This window comes from Allobosea sp. OK403 (assembly GCF_900113835.1).
Lineage (GTDB): Bacteria > Pseudomonadota > Alphaproteobacteria > Rhizobiales > Beijerinckiaceae > Allobosea.
The window spans coordinates 1-25027 of record NZ_FOQV01000013.1 but is presented as its reverse complement, the minus strand read 5'-3'; the positions used below and the strand labels follow the sequence as shown (position 1 = coordinate 25027).

Genomic DNA, 25027 nt, shown 5'->3' with positions numbered 1-25027 from the left:
GCTATTGTTGCCTTGCTGCGTAAAGTGTCGTTCGCTGGAAAAGAGCGACCAACCTGCTTCCGTTGGCAATCAAGGCCGTATCGCAGTCAAAATACTCTCCGCCATTTCGTTCATAGGAATTAGTCACGATCGACGACGTCGAAAGCACGTCGCCGGCATAAGCCAAGGAAAGGTGCTGAGCGCGCGCCGCGACATAGATCGACGGCGTCGGATACGTGTAGCTCGCCACCTCATCGCGAAGCGCTACCCGCAAGAGCCGTGCGGCAGGCACGATCTTTCTGGATGCGTAGCCTGGCCAGACTTCTTGGAACTGCGCCACCGCCTCCTGATGCTCTTCATCATCGAGGACGAGGCCAAGCGTGAAAAGTCGCTTCCCAACAGTCATTTCCCCTCGCGCGATAATTGGCTTTGCGCCGGGCAGCGGGATAACCGGGAATTCGACTACATCAGGCGGCGGGCTGACGCATTTTGGCAAGCCAATTGAACCCTTAGCGACGACATCTCCGGCTTCGTTTGCGATGGCGATATCCACCCGCGCTCCGACATCATCGTCGATCATGCCAGATGCCGAGAGCAGGAGTGTCTGTCCGTGATATACCGGGCGCCTGCTACGGGAGGATATCGTGCCGGCGATCAGCCAATCTTCTCCCCATTGCTCTAACGCGATCTGGCTCATGAACCCATACAGGTGGTCGCCCGGTATCAGTGCCGACTCGAACCCATATCTGTTTGCGGTTGCATCGTCGTGTATCGAGCCTTGATACCTTGGCGACTGCCTAAGAACAGCTTTGAAGTGTCTTTGGAGTGGAAACGTCAGCGACACGTACATTCCCTATCTAAATGGACCCTTGGGTGCCGTGACCTGAGCTCAGTGACCAAGACCACCAAGTTCCCGGTCACTCGCCCTTTGGCGTAAGAACTCCGCAACGAGCATTCCAGCCGTTGTCGCGACGATCAGCACCGTGGCAACGGAAGCAATCACGGGACTGATATCCAGGCGCATGTTCGCCCACAGCCGCATCGGGAGGGTTTCATTGCCGCTCATCAAAAACAGCGCCACCGTCAGTTCATCGAAAGACGTGAAGAAGGCGATGATGGCGCCCGCGATGATGCTGGGACGAAGCGAGGGCAGGGTGATGGAGAAAAACGTCCGCACCGGCGTTGCGCCATGAATCCGGGCGGCACGCTCGATCGCAATATCGAGTTGCTGAACCTGAGCAAGAACGATCAGGACGACGAAAGGCAGGCCCATCGTTGCGTGCGCACCGATCAGAACAGCCTCATTTCCCAATATGTTGAACCTGAGCGCGATCACGAAGATACCAAGCGCCATGAAGATATGGGGTATGACGACCGGTGAGCCTATGATCGTCAGCAGCGGGCCCTTCAGGTGAGCAACCCCACGGTCGATGGCGAGTGCCGTGATCGTGCCCACTGACGTTGCCAGCAGCGATGAAAAGAGAGCGACACGCAGCGACAGCAGCGTCGCGTCTCGCCACTGCTCGTCAAGCAGATAGGCCCAGTACCACCTCAACCCCAGATTGGTCGGAGGAAAGCGCAGGAATTCGTTATTCGAAAAAGATATCGGAACTGCGATAAAGAGCGGCAGAATCAGGAAAGCGGCGGCCACCCAAAAAAATATGCTCAACGCCTTGCTGGTTTTCATGTCTCTACACCAATTTTCGGGCGATGAGTGAACCCATCTTCTTGATGAAAATCACGCCGATCAAAGCCGAGGCGAGAAGCGCGATGCCAAGGGCGGCGGCGAAACCCGGATTCATGCGCTCGACATGGAACGTGATGAGGTTGCCGAGCATGATGTCCTGCCGCCCACCGACCAGGGCCGGAGTGACGAAGAACCCGGTGGACATCATGAAGACGATGGCGGCTCCAGTGCTCGTGCCCTGGATGCTGAGGGGGAGGAACACCCGACGCATGGCCTGCCCGGGCCGCGCACCCAAGACACGAGCAGCCCTGATCAAATCCGGATCGACGTCCTTCATGGCGCTGTATGAATTGAACACCTGGATCGGCAGCATGATCTGCACCATGGCGATGTAAACAGCACCGGTCGTATACATCATTTTCAAAGGCGTATCGATGAGAGAGATGCTCATCAGAACGTTGTTTACGATACCCTCTCGACCAATCAGAACGATCCAGACATAGGAACGGATAAGCGCGCTCATCCACATCGGGATGAGGAATAGATACAGAAGCCAGACCTGGGTCTTCGGGGGCTGTTGAGAAATATAGTAGGCGATCGGATATCCGATCAGGGCACACAGGAATGCGACGACCAACGCAACGGTGATGGTCCTGGCCAGAACTTGAAAATAAGCGGTCCGTTCCCAGAGAGCGATAAAATGCTTCGCCGAAAATTCCGGATCGAACGCGCTGCTTAAAAGCGTATCGACGCTTGGCACAACCAGAAATGTTGCAATAAGCGCCAATCCCGGCAGTAGAAGAAGAGAACCGAATCTTTGCATTGCACCACTCGAGTTGGAGTGCAGAGGGCACGAATGCCCTCCGCGTGAGGTGACGTCAGGAAATAACCCATTCAAGGAAGCGTTCGCGAATCTTGTCGCCCCGGGCGGAGTACCAGAAGCCTTCGTCGGCGATATACATGATCTCCGGATTCGGAGGCGTGGTGGGCAGGAGGGCCTGCAGCTTTGCGGGGAGCTTGTCGAAAGCGCCCGGAATGGCCGCGGGATAGGGAACCGTCTCAACATATTTCGCGGCAAGTTCGGGATTGGTCGCGCGGATCCGCAGCCACTCATGCGCTTCCTTGACGTTCTTCGACCCCTTCAAGATGCCATGATAGGTGATGTGGAACGCGCCGCCTGCCCACGCAATCTTGGTGGGAATGCCTGAATCGGTCAGCTTCTGAAGGCGTCCGTTGAACATCGGCGAATAATAGACTTCGCCGTCCGACATGAGCTGGACAGCCTGGGCTCCGCTTTCCCACCAGGCGTTGATATGCGGTTTGATCTTGTCCATTTTCGCGAAGGCGCGATTGACGCCTTCGTCCGTGGCGAGCAGCTCATAGACCTTATCCTTCGGCGCTCCGTCGGCGATAAGGGCGAATTCCAGGTTGTGATTTGCCTGGCGCCGCATAGCACGCGGGCCTGGGAAGGTCTTCACGTCCCAGAAATCGGCCCAACTGGTCATTTCTTTGCCAGCCGGCAGTTTGTCGATGCGTTGGGTCAGGGCCGTAGCCCAAACCAGCACCAGGACGGCGTTGGGGCGCTTGGCGTATGCGGGAAGAATATTCTTGGGATCAACGATCGAGTAATCGATCTTCTCCAGAAGATCGAGATCCATTGCGGGATAGGTCTGCGAATTGATTTCCGTAACGTCCCAGATCACACGCTTGGACGTGACCTGAGCCCTAAGCTGCTCCAGGACGCCGCTGTCAGCGACGACGACCTTGATATTATAGCCTTTCTCGGCCGTCAGCGTCTTCGCATACAGCTCCGTCTCGATCTCCTTTACGACGCCCCCGGGCAGCGCAACCGTGAGCTCCCCCTTGGACTGGGCATACGCGACCGAACCCGGCAGAGCAGAAGCGGCCGCAGCCGAGCCAAGCATGCCTACGACATTACGTCTTGTTACGATTTCACCAGTCATTTTACGTTCCCCTTATCTTGAGTTTAATTGGACAATACGACAGCATCACTCATATCGAAGCCGACCTTCAACTTACTCCCTCTTTCAGTATGCTGATCATTAATTGCACCTGCGGTTCTGGCAACAAGCGGCTGACCCGTTGCTGCCGTTAAACTCAACTCGGTGCTTTCGCCGAGAAACAAGACTTGGTCGATCTCGCAATCGAAAACAACGTCGGCCTGCTCAGCAGTCACTCCCAGTCGCAGTCTTTCCGGCCTGACACTCAAGAGCTGAGGAAGCTCCTTTCCAGCCGTTTCATCTGAGGGCTGCAGCAGGCCGGCCCCACGAACGCCGTGCCGCAGAAGCGCGGCGTCGATAAAATTGGTCTGTCCGATAAACTCCGCGACGTAACGGTTGTTGGGACGGTCGTAGATGTTTCGCGGCGTATCGATCTGGACAATTTTGCCATTGCCCATCACGGCGATACGATCGGACATCGCCAACGCTTCGCCCTGGTCGTGCGTCACGAATAAAATCGTGCATCCAAGCTGGCTGTGGTAGCGCTTGATTTCCAACCGCATCGCCTCTCGTAGCTTGAGATCCAACGCAGAGAGAGGCTCATCCATCAACAAGACCGGCGGTTCGAACACGACCGCGCGGGCGAACGCGACACGCTGACGTTGACCCCCCGAGAGTTCTTTCGGCATTCTGCCGGCGAAGTCAGAAAGTCTGACCATACCTAAAGCGTCTTCGACGCGCCTTGCTATTTCGGATCGACTATATTTTCTGAGCTTCAGCGGAAACGCGACATTATCGAACACGTTCATATGCGGAAACAGCGAATAGCCTTGGAAGACCATTCCGATCCCGCGCTCTTCGGGGGCCAGCTTCGCCACGCTTTTATCGTCGATGGCGATATCGCCGCTGGAAATCTCGACAAAACCGGCAAGCGCATTCAATGCGGTCGTCTTCCCGGATCCGCTCGGCCCTAGCAGAGTCACGAACTCGCCGGCCTTGACGTCGAGATTGAAGTCCGAAAGTACGGTCGTGGACCCGTATTGTTTCGAGACGTCGCTGAATCGGACTGCGGCTCTGTTTGTCATCGTCGTTCCATGGTGCGTTGCCTGATGGGCCGGCTGCTGCAGCTTTTCGATGCCCGAATAAATGCGTGGTCAAAACGTCGGAGCTGGCGAAATCGGGCCCTGCGAAAACTACTTGTCGAACATCGCGTCGCGAAACTTCATGGCCGCCCTCGGTCCTTCCTGAAGAACTTTTTCCTTGAAGCCATCCCGGGTGGGGTCGGGCATCTGCGTGAGCACGGTCAGCATGTCGGGCCAGCTGTTGATGTGAGGCACCATGCCCTGGGTCTCATAGGCCCTGTTCAGCCCTTGCTTGTTGATCCACAGGGCTCCCTTCGGCATGCGCCTCAAGCGCTCGACGCAGCTGTCGGTCGCCTCGGAAAGCTGATCGTCCGGCACCACCTTTGTCGCCAGCCCGACCTCATATGCCTCCCGAGCGGAGAAGTGCTCACCCAAGAGTATGATCTGCTTGGCCTTCTTGTGGCTCATCATCCACGGGAACATGTTGAACGCCGGGCCGCCGCCATACAAGATTTCGGGAACGCCGAATTTGCAGGTTTCCGTTGCGATCGTGATGTCGGTCGGCAGAACCAACTCCAGGGCACCGCCCAGACAGTACCCGTGAACGGCTGCGACTACAGGCTTGCGACAGTTCCAGATCGCCCAACGGGCCCCGTTCGCATCGAGGTGTTGACTGGTGAGGCGTTGCTCCATGGTCCGGTTGGACATCTGCGCCTTAAGGTCATAGCCAGACGAAAAGGCTCGGCCATTGCCCTTGATCAGAACCACGGACACCGCGTCATCCGTGCTGGCAGCCGTCACCTGATCGCGAATATGGCGATAGATCGGAGTCGTCAGGGCATTAAGCCGCTCGGGGCGATTGAATGTCAGCGTGAGCACGCCGTTCTCGATCGTCGTAATGGGCAGGTCGGTATCCATTAGGCCACCTCTGTGGTTTCGATCGCGGCGTCCACCGCGATGAGGTCACCGCCGACGATCATGACGGGATTGCATTCGATTGCGGTCAGCCGATCTGCGGCCAGCGCCCGATCCAGCGCGTTCAACAGCGCGGCAATTTTGGCGGGGGCCACTGCCGGCTCCCCCCGAAACTCGGTCCACATCGACTTGCTCTGCAAACGCTCCAGACAGGCCGCGACACGCGCCGGCGTCGCCGGCAGCAGACATATGGCGGTGTCGTTGACAGCTTCAGCATAGACTCCGCCGAATCCGACCAACCCAATGGCACCCATCAGCGAATCCTTGCGCACGCCGACGAAGAGTTCACGCCTCTTTCCGAGATCTTCCGAAACCAAAAAGCCGTCCTGACGGCCTGCGCCGAGCGCGGCTGTTACATGTCCGGTCATCGTTGTCGCAGCTTCGCTGACCGCAGCCGAACTGCTGAGGCCAACCGCAACGCCTCCGACATCGCTCTTATGCATGACGCCCGGGAGGACGGCCTTGAGCACGACCGGGAAGCCGATCCGCTTGGCGGCGACAGCGGCCTCGTCCCCGGTCTGGCATAGCTCCAGTTTGGGGAAGCGAATGCCGAAACCGGATAGATAGGCGACCGCCGTCGCCTCGGTAATGCCCGTGCCGTGCAAGGCCGGATTGGCCGAAGTCTCCGCAGGGCCGTCAACCTTGGCATCGGTGTCGGCAGCCTTCGTCAAAAGCTGGTTACGCTCGTAAAGCGCGGCCAGTCCCAATGCTGCGAGGTGGATATTGGGGTAGCAAGGGATGCCGGCATTACGAAGCGCCGAATAGGCCGGATCTCTCCGGTATGCGTATGGCGTGTAAAAGATTACCGGCAGCCCACTGCGGGCCTGAACATGTCCGATTACGGGCCCGGCACTCTCATAGGTGTGCACAGCATCCGCCGGCGGCTTCCCGTTACGGTAAAATCCGTACAGCCCATAGTTGATGAAGCCGTCGAAGTTGGGATCGTGAGCGAGGACCAGTTCAGTCATTTGCGCGAAGCGCGTCGGATCCTTCGTAAACCCGCCCGTCATATCGACGGGGTTCCGCTTTGGCGCATAGGACGGCAACCTTTTGCCGTACTCTGCCTGAAGCTCGCTGTTGAATTCCGGGACCGTCAAGCCGGCGAGCTCCACCTCGTCCGTCGAAACGGTGGAATGCCCCCCGCCTGACCCGACGATTGCGACTCGGCGGCCCTTCATCGGAGGACAACGATAAAGTACTTCAGCGATAGGAAGCAGATGCTCAAGGTGAGCAACTTCAATCACGCCGCAGTCTTTGAACAGCGCAGAATAGACCTTCGACGCCGAAGACATTGCCGCAGTATGCGACTGCGCTGCGCGCATCCCGCCGACAGTCCGGCCGCCCTTCAGGGCAACGATGGGTTTCCGTCGGCTGACGTCGCGGCACACCGACACGAAGCGGGGCCCGTGACCGTCGGGTAGACCCTCCAGATAGAGCGCGATGACTTTCGTGTTGTCGTCCTGGCCAAGATACTCGATATGATCATGGATTGGGATGTCGGCCTGGTTCCCGACGCCGACAAAAGCAGAGAATCCGATATCGATCGTTTTGGCTTGATCCCAGAGGGTTATGCCGACATTGCCGCTCTGTGAGATGAGACCGATCGGACCTTGAGGGATGTCGGGAATACCCGTCAAATTGATGCCGTTGGGAAGATAGAAATACCCTGGACAGTTCGGCCCGACCACCCTCATCCCGTTTGCATTGCAAGCCTCGACAAGCTTGCGCTGAAGATCGGCGCCCGACGGATCCATCTCCGCAAAGCCCGAGGTGAAGATGACTGCGGCCGGGACGCCCCGGGCCGCGACTTGCGGCAGGATATCCAACGTTTTTCCTGCCGCCACCATATTAAAAGCGAGATCAATTCCCTCGGGCAGCGCGGCAGCGCTGTCATACATTTCACAACCCTGAAACTGCCCACGCTCGCGCCCGAGAAGCGAAATCTTGCCTTTATACCCCTGATTGAGCAGCTCCCTGAGAAAAATAGCGGGCTCTTTGCTCTCATCCCTTGAGAATCCCACGATCACAATGTGACCTGGATTGTACAAGGCGTGGAGGTTTTTCTGCGACGAATTCAAGGTAGTCTCCATGTAAAACCAGCTCGGTCAATGCATATCGACCAAGTCATCAATAACAACGGCGCCCTTGAAACGCATGCTGTCGCAAGCCTGGGCAGTCACTGAATCGACGCCGATGTCCTCGTTTTCCGTGCCGTCGCCAAGCCGCCGCCCCATCGCCTCTAAAAAGGTGACAGGTTATAACACTAAGCAGGTTGCCTGACAAGTCTGAGTGCACCGCATTTTACCGAGAACATGACGACGGCACCGACCGTCGGGAGCGCGCCGACAAGCGCCCTGCGCGAATTCCCCGTCCCTAACCCAGAAGCGATCCCGATTGATCGGCGCCGCCTTCCGGGCCATGAATTACGCTTGGCCGGCGAAGCAAACGAATTTAGAGAGTCAGACCTCTATCAGACGATCATGGATCAAGACCATTTTCCAGACGTGACGTCGAAAGTACCCGTTACGGACGTCCCCTGGCCGTCGAGCAACAGTTTCTTGGCAATCTTATTGGAGCTGGTCCGCGGAAATTCGCTGAAAAACTGGAAGTATCTGGGAAGCTTATACCTCGCCAGAAGATGGCTACAATGTGCAATTATGCTGGCCGGCGTCACGGTATCGGGGCTTTCGTCTTCTTTTAGAATAATAAAAGCCTTAACTTCTTCGCCTCTCATAGGATCGGCCACAGGACCAACAGCAACTTCTTCGATCTCGGCAATCGTTGCGAGCGCAGCCTCGACCTCAGTGGCCGATATGTTTTCGGAGCTGCGTCGGATGATATCCTTGATGCGACTATGAAAGTAATAGAAGCCATTCTCATCCTGGCGGAACAAGTCGCCGGTTTTGAACCACTTTCCCGTGAAAGCGTCCCTGTTGGCCTCCGGTCGACCGATATACTCTTTTACGATCCCCATTCCGCTGACGTATAGCTCCCCGATCTCGCCAGTGGCGACCGGATTGCCGCTCTCATCCGCGATCATGCAATCGCGGAAAGGGGCTACGACACCACATGAGCCACTGCCCACCATTTCGACCGCTTCTTTCGGCATGACGATTGCCAGTCCGATTTCCGTCATCCCGTAATGCTCGCGAATGACAGCGTTGAAGCGGGCTTCAGCGGCCCGGTGAAGCCGCGGATTGATGTTCGAGGCACCGAGTACTTTAAGATTGTTTTTCCCATCGGTTTCACCGGGCGTCGTCATGCTCATCGCATTGTTAACCCATCCAAAATCGATGTTATTGTCCTGCCATCTCTTCATAAAGCGCGTGAGGCTCGCGCGCGGTGAAACGCAGACTGCCGCCCCCAAATAGCAGGCGAACGCGAACCGCCAGAGCGGGCCCATGTAATGGAACGGGGCGTCACTTTGAATGCGCGTTACGTCAGGCCACAGCTTGGCCATGACCTTTCCTTTGACAACCCAATACGAATGGGGAAGGACGCACCCCTTGGGAAATCCCGTGGATCCCGACGTATAGAGAATGTTGATGGGATCTTCGAGTGCAATTGACGCAAACTCGGGAATATCTTTGGCGAATTCGAGCAGTTTATTCCAGGTTTCGCTCGACTCTAAGTTTTCTTCCCAAACAACTACGTTTTTAGAATCGACAGTCGAACCAATAACGCCGGAACTCTTCAAATTATCCAGAAAATCAGATGCTACAAGGACGTAATCCGCTTTGCCATCTGTTAGCGTGTATTTGAGTTCATTCGGAGTATAACTGGGATTGATTCCGATCGAAACCGCACCGAGCTTGGCTAGCGCTACCCAGGCCGCGAGATGCTCCGGCGCCGTCGGCATGATCAAGCCTACATGCGAGCCTTTACGGACACCCATGTGAGCAAACGCACTGGCCGATTTCGCGACGAGGTCAGCTAAATCGGCGTAGGTAAGGGCGCTGGACGGACTGTCCACAGGTATCCAGGCTGGCTTTGTCGCATAAGCCCTGACTGCATTGTCGAACACCTCACCAAAATTACTTGAAAGCGTCTCGCTCTCAATCTCTCTACAAAGAATTTGGAAATTAGAAGCAGATGTCATAGCCAAGACAACTTCCGAAGATGGGAGATTGCAAGTAATTGGCAGTCAAGCCACGGCGATATCTTCTTTTTTGCGGACGACGACGACGATGATCGCCTCCGCAACGATTTCCGGGGGGGCGCAGATCGTACCAGGCGGCTTGTCGGACTCGCCTGGCCCCGGCGCCCGGATATGGCGCAACGCCACAACGCCCATGCGGCGTGACCTCGTCCCGCGCGAGACCACTCGAGCCTGAAACTCGATATAGTCCCCGATATGCACCGATTTTTTGAACTGCGCGTTTTCGTACGCAGCCAAGAGGCTACCGTCTTGATCTTCGCGAAGCGTGATCTGCGTGACGCAATCGGCGAAAAAGCCCATGAGCCGAGCGGCTGGGATGATGACGCTGCGATAGGTTGTATCTTGAGCGCTCATTCTTACTCGCAGTGTGGCTTCGGGCTCAGTTTGCTCTTGTGGCTGCATTGGTTCGCTCTTCACGTTCAAAGGCTGATGGCCGCGGCAAAAAAATCTCTGTACACGCGAGTGTAGATGTTAACAGGTTGCCTGACAAGTGTCGAAGCGTTTTTTGCTAACGGGTGCCCGGTTAAATCCCAATCGGGGTTCAAAAAATTTTAGCTGCGATACCCGGAGATATCCCGGGTTGGCTCAATTAGAAATGTCGCAGGGCGCGACGGAGCCGCCGACCAACTCGATCATCTGTCGCCGGAACTCCGGCGGATAAGCACTTCGAAAACGCGGCATCGTCTAATCCAGAGAATGACGTCAAGGGTGTCTTCGAAACCGGGTCTACTCCAGACGATGCCGAAATCCAGATCAACTTCGCCTACTGAAACCCTGACGAGGGCATCCTCAACGCCAAACAGGACACTGCTTCAACAGCCTGCCTGGAGGAATGCCATGAGTTGCAATGAAGAGTGAAATGAGAGATGGGCGAAGCCCGCCGGGCCCCCGTCATCCTGTTTCCAAGAGCATTTTGGATTCCGAGGCGAGCTTTGTCCAAGCCCAAAAATAACTTGTCTGGCAACCGGGTTGTCACTAATCTCCGATGGCGGATTGCCCGGAGGGGCCACGACAGTGAGATTGCCAAGCAAGCGGATGCATTTTTCACGGCAATTATACGCAGTGTGCGGATGGAGGGGCCTTGGGCTCCACCCTGTATCGCGCCGCTGCGCGGTTGCCTGCTTGGCCGACTGGAACGCCGACGCGGCCGGTTCCTATACTAAGGCCTCTTGGCCGCAAGCACGGGCAGAACTCTTACATCTCTCATACTTCAATGGTGCGAGGCCCCTCTTGTCCGTCGATACGACGTTGCGATCGAGGCCACGGAAACGTTCGACGGGACGCCGCCAAAATAGGCGGATGTCAACCGACCTCAGTCCGCGAGCCGACGGAAATCTCAAGATCGCTGTCACTACAAATCCATACCACCGTTGCGTTCTCCCTGCTCGTACTGACAACGGCATGGCCCATTCGACTGTCAAAATAGATGCAGTCGCCTTCGTTGAGCGTGGCAGGCTCGTAAAATTCAGTGTGAACCTCAACGCATCCGGCAAGGACGAGAAGAAACTCCTCTCCTTCGTGTCGGACCCAGCCCGAAAATTCGCTGAGAGTCCGAGCGGTTATTTCAGCGCGGAATGGGAGGAAACGTTTTCGGACAAGCTCCGTACACAAAAGCTCATGCTGATAGGTGCGGCCAGGAAACACGCGCCCTTCTCCACGACGGGTGATGGTACGGCGACCGAACGCATCCGACGATCCACGGTTGTCGAAAAACTCGACAATATCGAGTTCAAGTCCACGTGCGACCTTCTGCAGGATATCGAAGGTTGGGGACATAAGCCCATTCTCGATTTTCGAGAGCGTGGAACGGGCGACCCCTGTCGCTTTGCTCGCTTGTTCAAGAGTCCAGCTCTTTGCGAGCCTCACCTGCTTCAATTTAGGTCCGAGCTCTATGTCGCCAGAGCCGGCGTCGGGCAGCAAAATCGAACCGTTTTGCTGGGGAGGCTTAGCTTCAAAGCTCTCGCCATCGGGAATTATGAGAGGCGTAGTGCTCGTGGCAGATTTCCGGGGCCTCGGCTTTCGGGCGGCGCCTTCTACAGCATCGGTCATGTCGGAATTTGCCGTCCTTATAATTCCCCGTTCGCGGACGGGCGGTTCGCGAACGCGGATTTGCCAACACCGCCGGTCTTCACAGCCACTCCAGCCCGGAATTGAGCCAAAAAAGAGCTTCGGCGAATCCGACGGAAGATAATCCCGAGCGACCATTCCAGCAAGCGCGTGTCGGGGAATTTGTTCAAGATAGGAAACATATTTTCCGAATGGAAAATATGTTGCATATAGGCGACGAAGGTTCTGGCCTCTATTGAAGCCGACAGCCGCCGACCCAAGGTCGGGCCACTTGACAGGATCGGGTCCAAGCCAATGCAGGAAATGATGGCAAGCGAGGCACTTCTGGCGACGCATTTGCTCGCTAGGCTTTTCCAGCTTCACGACCGCAAGGACTTTGAAGCCGAGGTCGCCTGCTTCACCGACGGTGGTAGCTGGAAACTGAAGTCCGATTTATTGCTGGAAGGCAGGGCGGCCATTCTTGGTCGCGTATCGGGTCGCTCCGCGACGCTTGAGACCATCCACGTCGTAAGCAACGTTGTCGTGGAATCGAACGCGTCCGAATGTCTGCGGGCGTCATTTTACCTGAAGGTCTACGCGAGCGATCCCGGGGAGGTCAGGCGGCCGGCTCCTCTTCAAGCCTACGGCATCGTTCTTGGACGAGTCGAAATCGCCCGGGACGCCTCGGAATTGTGGGCCATTCAGCTTCTTGATACCAGCAATTGGGCCATGACGGCGGACGCGGCAAAAGCCGGCTGACGCGGCTCGAAATCGGGCGGGCCTGGCAGTCTTTCGGCTACGATTTTAAGCAGATGGCGCCATTATCGCCACGAAATCTTGAATCTCCATAAAATAGACGGCTGTGTCTGCAACTGCATCTACATAACGGAGGGTGCTATGACGTTCTTAAAGCCTGAACTGAAGCTAACGCGCCGCTCGCTGATGGCTGGAGTAGCTGCATCGGTCGTTGTCAGCCCGATGGTCATCAGCTCGCAGCGCGCGCGCGCGGCGGATGACCAGCTCATCGTTGCCAGCTTCGGGGGTGGCTGGGCAGCCTCGATGACCGAGGCTTTTCACAAGCCTTTCACTGAAGCAACGGGCATCAAGGTGGTCGTTACAGATGGCGCTGACCTTGCGAAGGCCAAGGCGCAGGTCCATGCTGGCAATATCGAATGGGATATCGTCGAACTCGCTACCGGCTGGCTTTCCGCTGGCGCGAGAGAAAATCTTTGGGAGAAGATCGACCCTACCATCGTCGATACGTCAGATGCTGTCCCGGGCACCCAACACGAAAACGCAATCGGACATTGCACTTACTCGAGCGGCCTGGCTTGGAATGCTGCCAAATTCGCCGACGGCAAACATCCAACCGACTGGCAAGGTTTCTGGGATGTGAAAGCCTTTCCTGGGCGGCGTGGTTTGCTTACTCGCGTCACCAGCAATCTTGAATTCGCCTTGATGGCGGACGGCGTCGATCCAAAAAAGCTTTACCCACTGGATGTCGAGAGAGCCTTCAAGTCGCTCGATAAAATCAAACCCCATGTGACAAACTGGATCGGAGCGATGCCGCAGACGGTAAGCCTGCTCCAAAATAACGAGTGTGATTTCGTTAGTTCGGCCGCAGGGCGCATTTTCATCGCCAAAAAACAAGGAATTCCGCTGGGATATTCGAATGAGGGCGTGCTTATCGAGACGGGGCGTGTCGCGGTGCTCAAGGGGACGAAGAAGCGGGATCTCGCAATGAAGCATCTGGCCTTCATGATGCGCCCGGATCGCCAAGCTCACTTTGCAACCCTGACGGGCTATCCTCCCGTGAAGCTTGAAGGGATCCGATTAATGTCTCCCGAACTCAAGAGTCAGTCACCCGATCCCGCCAGTCCCAAAAACGCTCTGAACGACGAGTTCTGGTGGGAGCCAAACCTCCTAGCTCTGACAAAGCGTTTCAAGGAGTGGCAGCTCGTTTGAGTTGCGGCGCGGGGTGACCGGGATGACCGAGCAATACAGAGATGTGCGAGGCGAGCCGGCAATCGCGGTCCGCTCATGGCCTTCTGGCTCCATCGGCCCGTCTCGTTCTCTTTTGCCATTCGTCATCCCGGCCACAATCTTCACGATGGCAATTTTTCTCGCGCCTCTGTGGAGCGTGCTACGCCAGAGTCTTTTCGACCCAAATTTCACCTTGAATGGATATAGTGAAATAATTGAGAGTCATTTATTCATAAAAATACTATATAATACATTACAGATTAGCTTAACAGCGGCCTTTGTCACGCTCATTGTTGGATATCCGATAGCATACCATCTATCACGGCAGTCACCACGGCGCCGTGCTCTATTGTTAATACTCGTAATGCTTCCATTTTGGACAAGTATTCTAGTAAAAAGCTACGCATTCATGGTTATATTAGGTCAAGATGGCATAATCAATACCGTATTATATTCTGTTGGCCTGCCCAAAATTCAGTTGCTTTATAATCGGACCGGTGTGATCATCGGAACTGTACATTTTCTAGTGCCCTTCGTACTTTTTCCTATCATGACAAGCCTACTAGGGCAGAATCCGGATCTGGCGCGGGCCGCACAGATCATGGGCGCGAGCCGGTTGCGCATTTTTCTTAGAATAACTTTGCCTCTGAGCCTTCCAGGAGTGGCAGCCGGGGGCCTCCTTGCCCTCGTTCAAACATTTGGCTTCTTCATCACCACCGCTCTCCTAGGGGGGCGCGGTGACCTGATGATGGCTAACCTCATCGATCTCTACACACGAGAGATCCTGAATTGGAACCTCGCCTCGGCTGTCGCCGTCACGCTTCTTGCTCTCTCGGGCGGCATTATCTTTGCGCTCGGTCGAGTCCGCGGCGGCATGAGCGCATTTGGACAAGCGGCGTAGCTATGGCTCACATTGAACCACAGGTCGGGGCGGGGCGTTCAATTACTGAGCGTGTTCCAACTTTTCTTGCTTGGATGGGCTACGTTTTTTTGATCCTGCCCACTTTAATTGTCGTCCCGTTGTCATTCAATGCCGGGACGGAGCTAAGCTTTCCCCCGACATCCTTCTCACTTGCGCAGTACCGTACATACTTCTTCGAGTCGAACTGGTGGGAGGCGACAGTCTTAAGCTTCTGGGTTGGGATAGCAACGATGATGCTATCGCTTGTGCTCGGCGTGCCTGCTGCCTATGCGCTCGTTCGGGCAGATTTCCCGGGCAAGAAGATTCTGACTTTATTTTTGTTGAGTCCAATACTCGTCCCGGTGATCGTTGTCGCATTAGGGGTGTACCTCTATTTCGCTTCTATCGGCATAAAGGGCGTCGCATTGCCGATCGTGCTTGGGCACACGCTAATTGCGATGCCTTTCGTCGTAATCACCGCCATGGCGGGCATGCAGAACGTAGACCGTAACCTGGAAGTGGCCTCGCAGATCATGGGTGCCGGACGATTGCTTATATTCTACAAGGTCACCCTGCCACTGCTTCGGCCGGCGATCGTTGCAGGCGCTCTATTCTCGTTCTTGATCTCGTTTGACGAAGTCGTAATTGCTTATTTTGTCGGGAGGGCCGGTTTTTCGACATTGCCCGTCAAGATGTTTGGAAGTATTCAATGGGAGATTTCGCCGGTTATCGCCGCGATTTCGACTCTTCTCACCCTTCTATCACTTGGTGTGTGCCTACTTGTCGCTGCTACCGCGAAAGACGAGTGACATGACGCGCATCGACCAGCGCGCAAGCAATCGCGTGCCAATAGAGGAAGCAGTATGACGATGATCCGGCTGGAAGGAGTTTCCAAGCGTTACGGTGCAGTCGTGGCGCTCGACAAGAGCGACCTTGCCGTAGACAAGGGCGAGTTTGTCACGCTTTTGGGCTCGAGCGGATCGGGGAAGACGACACTTCTCAATGTTATTGCAGGTATGATCGCTCCAACGACAGGGCGCGTTTTGGTCGATGGGGAGGATATTACGAGTCTTCCGCCTAATCGGCGCAATCTCGGCATGGTCTTTCAAAATTATGCTTTGCTGCCGCATATGACCATCTTCGAGAATATCGCCTTCCCGCTCCGTATTCGCGGCGTGTCCAATGCTGAAATCCGGAAGCGTGTCATGGACGTTCTGGATATCATTCGTCTGCCACAAATCGCGCAACGAAAGCCGCGGGAATTGTCCGGTGGTCAGCAGCAGCGAGTGTCGCTTGCACGCTGCATTGTTTACAATCCCTCTTTGATCCTGATGGACGAACCTCTGGGGGCACTTGATCGACGGCTCCGAGAGCAAATGCAGGTCGAGATAAAGAAAATCCAGACAGAATCGGGCATTACTATGCTCTACGTTACTCACGATCAGGAGGAAGCGCTTAGCATGTCTGACCGCATCGTGCTGATGGATAACGGCAAGATCCTGCAGATAGGGTCACCTTCGGATCTTTATTTCCGGCCAAAATCGCTTTTTGCGGCAACCTTTCTTGGAATGTCGAACATCTTGCGGGGGCGCTTCACGACTGCCTCCGGTGGTGGAATCTGCCTACCAGGCGGCGAGGAGATCCGTCTGTCGTCGGAAACGCCTATGACGGGGGAAATTGGTTGCGCCATGGTCCGTCCCGAGAACGTCAAACTCGCGGGACCGGACGCTCAGCCAAATACCAACGAGGTCGTCGGGGAGCTTGTGATGTCTGTCATGCTGGGCGGCATTACAAACCATCATGTGGAACTCGCGGACGGCACGCGTTTGATCGCACAGGAACAGACGCGGATTGATCGAGCTCCCCCTTTAAGGGGCGAGCGGATACGGCTGCGTTGGGAGGCATCCGACACAATCGGACTGCCCGAATAGCCATCTCGATCAGGCAGCCGTCCCACGGTGCTCAACTCTCAGTCGGAGCAGCATCAGGGCACGACAATCTGCGCCTTGTTTTGATTACGTCTTAAAGGAATTAAGCAAATGCAAATGGAAGCTTTGGCCGGATTGAAGGTATTGGACCTGTCGCGTGTACTGGCGGGCCCAAACTGCACTCAGATCTTTGCAGATTTTGGTGCGGAAGTCTGGAAGATCGAAGCGCTGTCTGGGGACGAGTCGCGTACTTGGGGCTCAGGCGGCTTTGCTACGGTGAACCGTGGTAAAAAAAGCGTAGTGATCAACCTGGCCGAGCCTCGAGGCCAGGATATTGTCCGCAGTTTGGCCAAACTGGCTGACATCGCCGTCGAGAATTTCAAAGTCGGAAATCTCGCTCGCTTCGGTATCGATTTTCCTGCGCTTATGAAACTAAACGACCGTCTCATAGCGGTATCCGTAACGGGCTTTGGTCAAACGGGTCCTTACAAGGACGGGCCGGGCTATGACATGGTCCTGCAGGCCGCTACGGGGCTGATGAGCGTTACTGGATATCCTGATCGTCCCCCGGTTAGACTTGGTGCTCCGGTCAACGATATCATGCTGGGGCTGAATGCGGCGATCGCGGCGCTGGTTGCCCTTCAGGAGCGCCATCGGAGTGGTAAGGGGCAATATATCGACGTTTCCTTGTTTGATGTAGGAATGGCGGCGCTCCTCGGGGTGGGGGCCGATTACCTGAACGATGGCATCGTTCCGTCCCGTCTCGGCAGCGCGCATCCGAGCCATGCGCCTGTCGAACCATTTGATGCTGCCGATGGAGCACTGCTGATTGCGATCGGCACCGACGCCCAGTTCGAGCGTCTCTGCAAGGCGATTGACTTGCCGGAACTAGCGAAGGATGGACGCTTCAGCCGAAACGAAATGCGCTATAAAAATCGTGAAGCGTTAGCGGAAATACTCCGAGATATTCTCAAGACACGCACGCGCGCGGAGTGGCAAGAGCGGTTCCTAGCTTACACCATTCCGGCGGGACCGTTGAACGATGTGCCCCAAGCCTTCGACGATCCGCAGGCAAAAGCCCGGAACGTGGTTTGGACGATCCAGGGTGAGAACGGTCCTCTTCATACGCTGGCAAATCCGGTGCAGCATATGAGCCGCACGCCGCCAAAGCCTGCAAACGCTCCGCGTCTGGGAGAGAACACAGCGGAAATCCTTCGTTCCGTCCTATCGATGAAGGAAGAAGACATAGCGGTGTTGGTGCGGGATGGCGTTATCGGAGTGGCCGCCGCATGAAGCGACGAGCACGAGCGGCAGGGGCAGGGGCATGAGCATCTCTGCCGCGGATTTCCGACGGACTCTCCCGCACAGCGCACTCGATATTCTGAGCGACATCCAGATGATCGTGCGCGAAGGGAGCCGGTGAGAGCGGCTCAAGATGGCACTGTTTTTGAATCGGCGGCTTGGTGCGCATTGGATCTGATCACCGCACGAGAGGCTATTCGCAGGATGGATGATCATCCTGAAAGGAGCCGGGCCGGCGCAATCTTGGCGCCCCGGCAACAATCTTCAACTGCCTGATTGCGGCATGTGAGTAAGACAAAATCTGAAAGCCAAATATTCCATACGGGCTAACGCAAAAAGGAAATGGCCATGTCGACGCGACCTTTTGAACTGCTAGGCGCCCCTCGGAGCCGACTTTCCACAACTCGGCGACAGATCCTAGTTGGTTCGGCAGCGGCCTTAGCTAGCCCTTTTATAATGGGTGCGACGAAACCCGGTGCCAAAGTGGTTGTAGCAAATTGGGGGGTAGGCTTCGTCGACGCCCAGAGGCGGGCGTTTTTTGACCCGTTCGAGAAGGAAACGGGGATTAAGGTTTTAATCGGCGGGACGCCAGATTTAGCTAAATTCAAGGCTCAGTTGGCGAGTGGAACCACTGATATAGATCTGTCCGATCTCGCGACCGGTTGGATCGGGCCCGCAGAAGCTGCCGGCCTCTTTGCTAAAATAGATCGCAATATCGTGGATGTCAGTGGCCTCCCCTCCGACGCGGTCCGGGAAAATGCGCTGAGCTATTTCACGGGCGGCGGCGGACTAGCTTTCAGCACCGACCGCTACGGTCAGTCCAAGCCAGCGCCAACTATCTGGGAAGATTTTTGGAATGTTTCGAGATTTCCGGGTCGACGAGCCCTCTATGCGCGCCCCGTCGACACCCTCGAGATCGCGTTGCTGGCTGACGGAGTCAAGCCGAGAGAGCTCTACCCGCTCGACGTCGAGCGCGCATTCAGATCACTGGATAAGATCAAGCCACATATCAAAACCTGGTACACGACCGGTGCGCAGCCTCCTCAACTGATCCAGTCCAACGATATCGATTTCGCACATGCTTTCCACAATCGTGTATTCAGCGCGGTCTCGGCCGGCGCCAAGATCGCGGTCTCTCCCCATCAGAACCTGCTCGCCCGTGTTTGGACGGCACCCTTGGCCAAATCGCCCAACCCTGAAGAGGCGCAGCGGCTGTTGGCGTTCATGCTAAGGCCCGACCGGCAGGCGGAGTGGGCCAAGCTTCAGGCGGTCGTACCCGCAGTGCCCGCTGCCATGCCTTTGGTAGACCCAAATGTGATGAAGAGCCTTCCAGATCCGGCAGCTCCGGACACGATCATGTCAGATATCAGTTGGTGGGGGCCGCGCCTGGACGATCTAAATGCTCGCTTCAAGGAGTGGCTTATCACATGATCACGACGGCAACAGGTCAACGAACGTCAGATGTGGTATCAAGTCCCAAACCACGCCCATTCGCGCCGTTTATCTGGCCTGCCGTCGCTGTCATATTGCTTGTGTTGACCTGGCCAATCGTTGCGACGATCGTCCAAGCGTTCACCTTCAAAGGACAATTCGGTGTGGATCATATTCCTCCGGTTCTGAATAGCCGGCTTTTTCGAGTTGCATTCTGGAATACAATTATTTTCGGGCTACAGTCCGCATTCATCGCCGCTATTGTTGCGTACCCGCTAGCTGTATATGCCAGTACACTCGGTCAGATCGGTAGGTCTGTCGTTATGATTCTTGTGTTATTGCCATTTTGGACTAGTATTCTGGTAAAAAGCTTCTCACTTATCGTTATTCTTGGCGATCAGGGCATTGTCCGCAACGCTATTTCAGCTCTTGTCGGTTCAGGAAATGCCCCGACGCTGATTATGAACCATGTGGGCGTCGTTATTGCAATGGTTCACGCATTCATCCCCTATCTGTTCTTCCCTATACTAGCAAATCTGTTAAACCAGGACAAGCGCCTTCGCCATGCAGCGTTTGCGATGGGCGCGAGCAGATTTCGAGCATTCTGGAGCGTTACTTTCCCTCTAAGTTTCCCGAGTGTCTGTGTAGGTATCGTTTTGAGTTTTATTTTGTCGTTAGGCTATTTTGTAACGCCGCAACTCGTCGGAGGGCGTAGCGACATAACGCTTGGTGTGCTCATAGATTATTACACTCGAGAAACATTAAATTGGTCCGCAGCCTCTTTATCAGCTATTGTCCTGTTGCTGACTGGAATTATCTGCATCCTTGCAATGAGTCTAATTCCCAATGCAGGCAGCTTACCCCTCCGTGAGCGGCGCTAATGTCAACAAAGCTCTTCAAGGCGAGTTGGACCACAACGCTCTTCTCTTGGTCGGTGCTCGCTTTCCTTTTACTGCCGACACTGATCGTCATCCCGTTATCTTTTGGGGACCCAGTCGAGCTCGTATTCCCTCCACCTGTTTGGAGCGTTCGCATATACAACCAGCTATGGGCTGACGCTGCCTGGCTCAATTCAGCCACGCTAAGTCTCCGGATCGGCCTAGCGAGCACGGTTTTGGCAACCTGTATCGCAGTGCCCGCAGCCTATGGGCTGTATCGGTCCTCGTCTGCCATTCGCCAGCTGGTCTATGGGCTGTTCATGACGCCGGCTGTCGTCCCGGTAGTTGTTTTGGCACTCGGAATCTACCTGTACTTTGTCCGCATCGGGCTCGTGGGGAGAGAGGTTGGACTTGTTGTCGCTCACGCGGTCTATGCGTTTCCGTTTGTATTTGCCGCAGTACTTTCTGGTATGAAAGACGTCGATCAAAATCTGGAACGAGCTGCGCATGTCATGGGAGCGAGTCACTTCTATGCGTTCATTCATATCGTTCTGCCCCTGCTTGCTCGTTCAATTACCGCTGGAGCCCTTTTTGCGTTCTTGATGTCGTTTGACGAGACGGTGATCGCGTATTTTCTCGCAAGCACTGAGATGACGACATTGCCGGTTCGTATGTTCCAGAGCGTTCGCTGGGACAGCACACCAATACTGGCGGCTGTTTCGACCTTATTGACAGTTTTGTCATTCGCCATATGCATGGTCGCAGGTATTGGCCTTGCTAGAAAAAGCAAACCGTCATGATGTCGCATTGCGTCGGTGGACACTGATGAGCCTGAACGATGATCAGACGTTCCGGCAGCGTCACGTTTTACACGCTCTTCTCCGGACAGCGCATAAGCTGCGGCAGATTTCGTATCCTTCGTACATGTTAGAGATGGGCCGCCATAATATGTCGAACTTGTTAGTTGATCGAGTATCAAAAAAATATGGGACTGTGACTGCGCTTCATGAAACGTCACTGTCCGTCGACGCCGGCGAATTTCTTACGCTTCTCGGGCCTAGCGGGTCGGGTAAATCGACTTTGCTGAATCTGATCTGCGGACTGATAGACCCATCTTCTGGCAGGATTCTCATTGATGACCGAGACGTGACTAGGGAGGCGATGAACAAGCGCGGACTCGGGATGGTTTTTCAAAATTATGCGTTGTTTCCGCATATGGACGTGCGCGCCAATGTTTCTTTTCCATTGAAAGTACGTAAATTTGCATCTCAGGAGATCAAGAAGCGAGTTGATGATGCGCTCGGAGCAGTGCAACTTCTTCACCTGGCTGATAGAAAGCCAGCAAATATTTCTGGCGGACAACAACAGCGTGTTTCTCTGGCTCGCGCGTTGGTATATCAGCCTAAATTGATCCTTTTAGATGAACCTCTCGGTGCATTGGATAAGAATCTGCGCGCTGATATGCAGTATCACATTAAACAATTGCAAAGAGAGCGTGGTATCACGATGATATATGTTACGCACGACCAGGAAGAAGCGCTGAGTATGTCGGACAGGGTCGCTATATTAAGCGATGGTCGTATACAACAAATTGGCACTCCAAGCGAGATTTATTTCAATCCAACAAGTTTATTTTGCGCAAAATTTCTTGGCGAGGCTAATATATTTTCTGGCTTCGTTCAATCCTCTGCCGAAGGAACAAATGTAGATATCGATGGAAACCTGCTTCCTGCGTCGCCGGGTCCACTAAAAGATGGCGATCCTGCCGATCTTATCGTCAGGCCTGAGAATATCATTGTTTCACACGATCCACGGCGGGGCTTCATCCAAGCCTTCGTCAAAGAGTTGGCAATGGTGGGCTCAACGGTAAAAATTCGCGCGACGGCTCGGCTGTCTGAGGAGCGTGCCCAGGAGATTACAATACAAACACTCAATCGGCCCCATATGCCGTCGTTTGAAGGCACCTTTTGGTTCGGTTGGAATCGGGAAGACGCGACAGTCATACCCGCACTCCAGCTCCCGCTGGCGTCGCACCAAGATCAGCCGGGACGGTGAGAATTGCGATGCCACAAATACAGCGTTCAATCCGGGCGGACTCTATTACCCCTCATAGCATTTGATAATAAGGATGAGAATCCTGGTGCCGGCGAAGCGGGTTGTCGACCATAATGTGAAGATCCCCGTCAAGGCGGACGGTTCGGGCGTCGAGCTCGCTAACGTCGAGATGTCGATGAATCCCTTCGACGAGATCGCGGTCGAAGAGGCGCTACGTTTGCGCGAGGCCGGCAAGGTGACCGAGGTCGTGGTGGTCTCGATAGGCCCGGCCCAGGCCGCCGAGACTATCCGCACCAGCCTTGCCATGGGCGCCGATCGCGGCATCCTGGTGAAGTTCGACGGCACGTCGAGCCGCTCGCCGTCGCTAAACTCCTTAAGAAGCTGCTTGAACAACGGCTCGACAACCTTGGGCATCCCGCCATGTCGACGATGTCGCCGTGGCCTTTGCCGAGTTGAGGATAGTGGCGCGGCGCGCCGGATGGCCTATGTAAACGACATGGTCGGACGGCTATGCTGATGGGAGCTGGCATCACAGCCACAACACCTGCCGGCGTAGCGCCAGATCCTGGCTGAGGGCGCGCGAGGGGCCGGTGTGGACGACCGTGCCGCGCTCCAGCACGACGGTGCGGTCAGACAGCGCCAAAGCGAGATCGAGATGATGGTCGACGATCACGATCGCGATCTCCTGTCTCAGCTTGTCGAAGGCCTCGAACAATTCCTCGACGACGGCCGGCGCCAGGCCCTCGAAGGGCTCGTCCAACAGCAGCACGCGGGTGTCGCCGGAGAGAGCGCGCGCTACCGCCACCATCTGCTGTTCGCCGCCCGAGAGGTAATCGGCCGGGGAATGCCAGCGCTGCTTGATGCGCGGGAAGAAGGCGAAGATCTTGTCGTCGTCCCAATGCGAACCATTGCCGGTCAGGCGCTTGAGCCGGCCAAGTTCCATATTGTCCTTGACGCTCATGCCGGCAAAAAGCCCGCGTCCTTGCGGTACATAGGCGATGCCGGCGCGGGCGATCACGGCTGGCGGCTGCCTGGCGATATCGGAGCCTGCCAGCGTGATCGTGCCGGCCGCGGGCGGGGCGATGCCGGTGATGGTCTTGAGCAGGGTCGATTTGCCGGCGCCGTTGCGGCCCAAGAGTGCAACGATTTCGTTCTCATGCACGTCGAGAGCGACCTGCCGCAGGATATGGCTCTTGCCGTAATAGGTGTCGACGCCGTCGAGCCCGAGCAGTACGGCTTCGCGCGCGGCGCTCTCGCGCGGCTTTTCGGCGAGTGCATGGGCGCCCGAGCCGATATAGACCTCCTGCACGCGCGGCGATGACCGCGCATCCTCGACGGTGCCGTCGACCAGCACCGAGCCCTCGTTCATCACCGTGACATGGTCGGCAATGGCGAAGACGCGGTCGATATCGTGCTCGACCAGCAGCACGGGCAAATCGGTCGAGATCGACTTGATCAGATTGCCGACGCGTTCGCGTTCGGCGGCGGCCAGGCCGGCCAAGGGCTCGTCGAGCAGTAGCACGCGCGGCTTGGTCGCCAGCGCCAGCGACATGTCGAGCAGGCGCTGGCCGCCATAGCTGAGCGAACCTGCTTCCGCGCCCTCGATGCCGCGCAGGCCCATGGTGTCGATGACCTGGCTGGTCTCGTCATTGACCTGCGCCAGCGAGGCGGCGGCGCGCCAGGGCGCGAAGCGTTCGCCTGAGCGCGCCTGCACGGCAAGCCGAACGTTCTCCGCGACCGTGAGCGTCGGGAACAGGTTGGTGATCTGGAAGGCGCGGCCGATGCCGGCCTGGGTGATCGCCTCCGGCGAGAGCCCGGCGATCTGGCGCTCGCGCAAGCGGACCTCGCCGCGATCGGGCTTGAACAGGCCCGAGATCAGGTTGAAGGCGGTGGTCTTGCCGGCGCCGTTGGGGCCGATCAGCGCATGCAGGCGGCGGTCCTGCATCGTGATATCGACGCCCTCGACGGCCTTGATGCCGCCAAAGCTCTTGGCGAGGCCGGTTGCGCGCAGGATCGGCCCATCGACGCTGTCGACGGGTTTCATGAAGGCCGGCAGCGTCACCGCGCCGGCCTGGCGGGCCGACATCGCCGCGTCGCCATCAAGCTGCTTGCGGAAGGGGCGCAGCAGGCGCTCTCCGACGCCGACGAGACCGGTCGGGGAGAAGACGATGAAGGCGACGAAGAGCAGGCCGAACCAGAACAGCCAGTTCTCGGTCGCGCTCGAGAGGTAGTCGCGGAAGATGACGAAGAAGAGCGCGCCCAGCGCCGGCCCGAGGAAGGAGCGCATGCCGCCGATGACGACCATGGCCAGCAATTCGCCGGAGAAGGCGACCGAGATCGGGTCGGCCGAGGTCATGCGGTTGTTGAACAGCAGGAGCGAGCCGGCAAGCCCGGTCAGCCCGGCCGAGAGCGTGAAGGCCGCGAGCTTGTAGCGGTCGGTCGCATAGCCGAGGAAGCGGGCTCGCTGCTCGTTTTCGCGGATCGCGACCAGCACGGTGCCGACCGGCGAGCGCTGGAAGCGCCAGAGCGCGAAGACCACCGCCATGCCGATGGTGGCGACGAGCATGTAGAAGGGCAGGGCCGCCTCGAAATCGATGCCGAGAAAGAGCGGACGCTTGATGCCGCCCAGGCCATCCTCGCCGCCTGTCACCGCTGTCCAG

At 56.4% G+C, this 25027-nt stretch carries 21 protein-coding genes and 1 pseudogene; 11 read left to right on the top strand and 11 right to left on the bottom strand.

Annotated features, from left to right (window positions below):
• Position 1: 1 nt before the first annotated feature.
• The 10 genes from BMZ97_RS26880 to BMZ97_RS26835 all read right to left on the bottom strand — a co-directional run bounded on the left by BMZ97_RS26880 (position 2) and on the right by BMZ97_RS26835 (position 11892).
• Positions 2-676 (bottom strand): hypothetical protein, encoded by a 675-nt coding sequence (locus BMZ97_RS26880; protein ID WP_139221348.1) that lies wholly within the window; start codon positions 674-676, stop codon positions 2-4.
• 192 nt (positions 677-868) lie between these two features.
• Positions 869-1666, bottom strand: a complete 798-nt coding sequence (locus BMZ97_RS26875; protein ID WP_092177251.1) for an ABC transporter permease — start codon at positions 1664-1666, stop codon at positions 869-871.
• A 4-nt stretch (positions 1667-1670) separates the two neighbouring features.
• Positions 1671-2489 carry an ABC transporter permease gene (locus tag BMZ97_RS26870; RefSeq protein ID WP_092177249.1) on the bottom strand — a complete coding sequence of 273 codons (819 nt, stop codon included), beginning with the start codon at positions 2487-2489 and terminating at the stop codon, positions 1671-1673.
• 55 nt (positions 2490-2544) lie between these two features.
• Positions 2545-3630: an extracellular solute-binding protein gene (locus tag BMZ97_RS26865; protein ID WP_092177247.1), complete on the bottom strand. Its 1086-nt coding sequence runs from the start codon at positions 3628-3630 to the stop codon at positions 2545-2547.
• Positions 3631-3653: 23 nt separating this feature from the next.
• Complete coding sequence (locus tag BMZ97_RS26860) at positions 3654-4712, bottom strand: ABC transporter ATP-binding protein (RefSeq protein WP_092177245.1); 1059 nt, start codon at positions 4710-4712, stop codon at positions 3654-3656.
• A gap of 108 nt (positions 4713-4820) precedes the next feature.
• The gene (locus tag BMZ97_RS26855; RefSeq protein ID WP_092177243.1) at positions 4821-5627 is read right to left on the bottom strand and encodes an enoyl-CoA hydratase/isomerase family protein; all 807 of its coding nucleotides are present in this window, start codon (positions 5625-5627) and stop codon (positions 4821-4823) included.
• Positions 5627-7762, bottom strand: coding sequence for an acetate--CoA ligase family protein (locus tag BMZ97_RS26850; RefSeq protein ID WP_244546613.1), 2136 nt, complete (start codon positions 7760-7762; stop codon positions 5627-5629). Before BMZ97_RS26850 ends, BMZ97_RS26855 begins: the two co-directional genes overlap by 1 nt.
• A gap of 407 nt (positions 7763-8169) precedes the next feature.
• Positions 8170-9783: a class I adenylate-forming enzyme family protein gene (locus BMZ97_RS26845; RefSeq protein WP_092177239.1), complete on the bottom strand. Its 1614-nt coding sequence runs from the start codon at positions 9781-9783 to the stop codon at positions 8170-8172.
• 45 nt (positions 9784-9828) lie between these two features.
• Positions 9829-10197: a hypothetical protein gene (locus tag BMZ97_RS26840; RefSeq protein ID WP_244546612.1), complete on the bottom strand. Its 369-nt coding sequence runs from the start codon at positions 10195-10197 to the stop codon at positions 9829-9831.
• A gap of 948 nt (positions 10198-11145) precedes the next feature.
• Positions 11146-11892 (bottom strand): helix-turn-helix domain-containing protein, encoded by a 747-nt coding sequence (locus BMZ97_RS26835; protein ID WP_092177237.1) that lies wholly within the window; start codon positions 11890-11892, stop codon positions 11146-11148.
• A gap of 312 nt (positions 11893-12204) precedes the next feature.
• Here BMZ97_RS26835 and BMZ97_RS26830 point away from each other — a divergent pair, with 312 nt between their 5' ends.
• From BMZ97_RS26830 to BMZ97_RS26780, 11 genes and pseudogenes are all read left to right on the top strand, one after another.
• Positions 12205-12648 (top strand): nuclear transport factor 2 family protein, encoded by a 444-nt coding sequence (locus BMZ97_RS26830; RefSeq protein WP_092177235.1) that lies wholly within the window; start codon positions 12205-12207, stop codon positions 12646-12648.
• Positions 12649-12786: 138 nt separating this feature from the next.
• On the top strand, positions 12787-13854 hold the full coding sequence (locus BMZ97_RS26825) for an ABC transporter substrate-binding protein (RefSeq protein ID WP_092177233.1): 1068 nt from the start codon (positions 12787-12789) through the stop codon (positions 13852-13854).
• A gap of 22 nt (positions 13855-13876) precedes the next feature.
• A complete protein-coding gene (locus tag BMZ97_RS26820) occupies positions 13877-14773 on the top strand; it encodes an ABC transporter permease (RefSeq protein WP_139221347.1) in 897 nt (298 codons plus the stop codon).
• A gap of 2 nt (positions 14774-14775) precedes the next feature.
• A complete protein-coding gene (locus BMZ97_RS26815) occupies positions 14776-15582 on the top strand; it encodes an ABC transporter permease (RefSeq protein WP_092177229.1) in 807 nt (268 codons plus the stop codon).
• 54 nt (positions 15583-15636) lie between these two features.
• Positions 15637-16704, top strand: a complete 1068-nt coding sequence (locus tag BMZ97_RS26810) for an ABC transporter ATP-binding protein (protein ID WP_092177227.1) — start codon at positions 15637-15639, stop codon at positions 16702-16704.
• A 108-nt stretch (positions 16705-16812) separates the two neighbouring features.
• A complete protein-coding gene (locus BMZ97_RS26805) occupies positions 16813-17994 on the top strand; it encodes a CaiB/BaiF CoA transferase family protein (RefSeq protein WP_210188345.1) in 1182 nt (393 codons plus the stop codon).
• A 465-nt stretch (positions 17995-18459) separates the two neighbouring features.
• The gene (locus tag BMZ97_RS26800; RefSeq protein ID WP_175525760.1) at positions 18460-19434 is read left to right on the top strand and encodes an ABC transporter substrate-binding protein; all 975 of its coding nucleotides are present in this window, start codon (positions 18460-18462) and stop codon (positions 19432-19434) included.
• Positions 19431-20315: an ABC transporter permease gene (locus BMZ97_RS26795; RefSeq protein ID WP_092177223.1), complete on the top strand. Its 885-nt coding sequence runs from the start codon at positions 19431-19433 to the stop codon at positions 20313-20315. Before BMZ97_RS26800 ends, BMZ97_RS26795 begins: the two co-directional genes overlap by 4 nt.
• Positions 20315-21112 (top strand): ABC transporter permease, encoded by a 798-nt coding sequence (locus BMZ97_RS26790; protein ID WP_092177221.1) that lies wholly within the window; start codon positions 20315-20317, stop codon positions 21110-21112. The genes BMZ97_RS26795 and BMZ97_RS26790 overlap by 1 nt, the downstream gene beginning before the upstream one ends.
• A 25-nt stretch (positions 21113-21137) precedes the next feature.
• A complete protein-coding gene (locus tag BMZ97_RS26785) occupies positions 21138-22367 on the top strand; it encodes an ABC transporter ATP-binding protein (RefSeq protein WP_092177219.1) in 1230 nt (409 codons plus the stop codon).
• 73 nt (positions 22368-22440) lie between these two features.
• Positions 22441-22757, top strand: a pseudogene (locus BMZ97_RS26780) (electron transfer flavoprotein subunit beta/FixA family protein); the annotation flags it as partial.
• 139 nt (positions 22758-22896) lie between these two features.
• Here the strand turns inward: BMZ97_RS26780 and BMZ97_RS26775 are convergent.
• Positions 22897-25027 (bottom strand): branched-chain amino acid ABC transporter ATP-binding protein/permease (locus BMZ97_RS26775; RefSeq protein WP_139221346.1); only part of this gene is annotated, 2131 nt, incomplete at its 5' end.

Coding starts and splice junctions, on each gene's coding strand:
- BMZ97_RS26880 (WP_139221348.1), bottom strand. CDS start 676: ATGAGCCAGATCGCGTTAGAGCAATGGGGAGAAGATTGGCTGATCGCC.
- BMZ97_RS26875 (WP_092177251.1), bottom strand. CDS start 1,666: ATGAAAACCAGCAAGGCGTTGAGCATATTTTTTTGGGTGGCCGCCGCT.
- BMZ97_RS26870 (WP_092177249.1), bottom strand. CDS start 2,489: ATGCAAAGATTCGGTTCTCTTCTTCTACTGCCGGGATTGGCGCTTATT.
- BMZ97_RS26865 (WP_092177247.1), bottom strand. CDS start 3,630: ATGACTGGTGAAATCGTAACAAGACGTAATGTCGTAGGCATGCTTGGC.
- BMZ97_RS26860 (WP_092177245.1), bottom strand. CDS start 4,712: ATGACAAACAGAGCCGCAGTCCGATTCAGCGACGTCTCGAAACAATAC.
- BMZ97_RS26855 (WP_092177243.1), bottom strand. CDS start 5,627: ATGGATACCGACCTGCCCATTACGACGATCGAGAACGGCGTGCTCACG.
- BMZ97_RS26845 (WP_092177239.1), bottom strand. CDS start 9,783: ATGACATCTGCTTCTAATTTCCAAATTCTTTGTAGAGAGATTGAGAGC.
- BMZ97_RS26840 (WP_244546612.1), bottom strand. CDS start 10,197: ATGAGCGCTCAAGATACAACCTATCGCAGCGTCATCATCCCAGCCGCT.
- BMZ97_RS26835 (WP_092177237.1), bottom strand. CDS start 11,892: ATGACCGATGCTGTAGAAGGCGCCGCCCGAAAGCCGAGGCCCCGGAAA.
- BMZ97_RS26830 (WP_092177235.1), top strand. CDS start 12,205: ATGCAGGAAATGATGGCAAGCGAGGCACTTCTGGCGACGCATTTGCTC.
- BMZ97_RS26825 (WP_092177233.1), top strand. CDS start 12,787: ATGACGTTCTTAAAGCCTGAACTGAAGCTAACGCGCCGCTCGCTGATG.
- BMZ97_RS26820 (WP_139221347.1), top strand. CDS start 13,877: ATGACCGAGCAATACAGAGATGTGCGAGGCGAGCCGGCAATCGCGGTC.
- BMZ97_RS26815 (WP_092177229.1), top strand. CDS start 14,776: ATGGCTCACATTGAACCACAGGTCGGGGCGGGGCGTTCAATTACTGAG.
- BMZ97_RS26810 (WP_092177227.1), top strand. CDS start 15,637: ATGACGATGATCCGGCTGGAAGGAGTTTCCAAGCGTTACGGTGCAGTC.
- BMZ97_RS26805 (WP_210188345.1), top strand. CDS start 16,813: ATGCAAATGGAAGCTTTGGCCGGATTGAAGGTATTGGACCTGTCGCGT.
- BMZ97_RS26800 (WP_175525760.1), top strand. CDS start 18,460: ATGGGTGCGACGAAACCCGGTGCCAAAGTGGTTGTAGCAAATTGGGGG.
- BMZ97_RS26795 (WP_092177223.1), top strand. CDS start 19,431: ATGATCACGACGGCAACAGGTCAACGAACGTCAGATGTGGTATCAAGT.
- BMZ97_RS26790 (WP_092177221.1), top strand. CDS start 20,315: ATGTCAACAAAGCTCTTCAAGGCGAGTTGGACCACAACGCTCTTCTCT.
- BMZ97_RS26785 (WP_092177219.1), top strand. CDS start 21,138: ATGAGCCTGAACGATGATCAGACGTTCCGGCAGCGTCACGTTTTACAC.